Origin of the sequence: Gottfriedia sp. NPDC058432, assembly GCF_042721555.1 — a bacterium.
GTDB lineage: Bacteria > Bacillota > Bacilli > Bacillales > Bacillaceae_G > Gottfriedia.
This window is the reverse complement of sequence record NZ_JBHXLC010000061.1, coordinates 1-1,548: the sequence shown is the minus strand read 5'-3', so window position 1 is coordinate 1,548 and position 1,548 is coordinate 1. Positions and strand designations below refer to the sequence as shown.

Sequence of the window (1,548 nt, the reverse complement as noted above, 5' to 3'; positions counted from 1 at the left end):
ATATTCGCATTCACGCGACGCTTGGTTATTTAAGTCCAATTGAATTCAAACTTGTACACCTTAAGAAAGTTGTCTAGTTAAGTGTTGACATTCCATACATGAATAAAGAGGAAATTAAATATTTCGTTTTATACATTACATAACAACATAACATCCCAAATAATGAAAACAGCCTAAATTAAAAAATCCCCTAAATGATAGATGATTTAATTTAGTGATAAAATCATCTAACATCAGGGGTATTTAAAATAAAGAGGAAGTATTGAAAATCAATGTTAATGAAGAGACATTTTAAGAAATTAATATATTCTTAATTAAGAACATAAAAGTAATAAAAAAGTAATTTACTTCATTTTAATAAACTTGCGCCCAAACCCTACCAGTGGAATAACTTTTATATACATTCGTAGAGTAACTAAAATTGTATGTTGTTGTCCAAACCGCATTAACACCTGTAGTTCCACCGTGTGTCATTGTACCACCGTTATAGAATGTTCCGTTGATTAAGTAATAATATCCAGTTGTTTGTACTTCAGTTACAACATCTCCTTGGAACGTTTTACCTCCAGTTGCTTCAATACCTACATACCAAGGTTTTTTAGTTTTATCGATATATCGGGGATTGCCACTCATTGGGTAGAAATAAGCAAGTAACCAAGGTTTGTATGTAGAGGAAACATTCAACTGAACGTGACCAGCAATGATGTTGTCTGGTGCTGAAGCTGATATAGACATGAACTTTAATTGTGGTTGAGAATCATATACCTGTTCTACTGACTGTCCAATTAATTGAGCAACTTCTTGAACAGCTTGTTCGACAGTGATTAGTCGATAATGGGAATCTTTTGTTGTTCCCTGAAACACAAAGTTAGTTAGTTGATTTGCATTTTTTTTAGTCTCACCCTTTAATGACATAGCGCTTGTTGAAGTTGGTGAAGTAAACATAGTAGCTACTGTTGCTAATGATGCAATACCTGTAATTACTTTTGATAATTTTTTGTTCAAACTCATCTCTCCCTTCGTTTGGTTTGATTTTCCATATTAAACCAATTCAAATATGATATAATTGCTTTACTACTACTTTATTCTATATAAATAGGAGGTTGGCTAGTGAGTCCATTTGCATATTTGCATGATAGGTATATGATTTTTCCAGAAGGACAGGAATTCATTGTATTAATTCCATTTATTGCAGCTATCTTATTTTCAATTGCTCTTTATTATTTTACTAAGAATAAGTGGGGAAGTATTTTGGTTTCACCGCTTGTAACTGTTGTATTATCAGCATTTGCTCTTAAATACGTTATTCATTTATACTTTATTATCCTATCATTTGTAATTACTTGGATTTTTGTCAACATGGCAGAAAAAAATAAATAAAAGTAGTATGTAAGTAACAAGGGTTCTCGATTGAGGACTTATAGAGAGAGGCTAACGCCCTCTCCTTTTTTGATATTCGCGTGCCCAGCAAGCCGTTAATTGCTAACTGGTGAAAGTCCAGTCTAGGTAAGAACCAAGTCGCCTAGTAGCTAACAGGCAATTTGTGGA

Annotated in this window: 2 protein-coding genes; one reads left to right on the top strand and one right to left on the bottom strand. The window is 32.8% G+C overall.

What is annotated here, in order from left to right:
- Nucleotides 1-354: 354 nt before the first annotated feature.
- The gene (locus ACFWM3_RS24950; RefSeq protein ID WP_390313402.1) at nucleotides 355-1,005 is read right to left on the bottom strand and encodes a hypothetical protein; all 651 of its coding nucleotides are present in this window, start codon (nucleotides 1,003-1,005) and stop codon (nucleotides 355-357) included.
- A gap of 105 nt (nucleotides 1,006-1,110) precedes the next feature.
- On the opposite strand from ACFWM3_RS24950, the gene ACFWM3_RS24945 reads away from it, so the two are divergent.
- Nucleotides 1,111-1,380, top strand: coding sequence for a hypothetical protein (locus ACFWM3_RS24945; RefSeq protein WP_390313401.1), 270 nt, complete (start codon nucleotides 1,111-1,113; stop codon nucleotides 1,378-1,380).
- The last annotated feature ends 168 nt before the right edge of the window (nucleotides 1,381-1,548 follow it).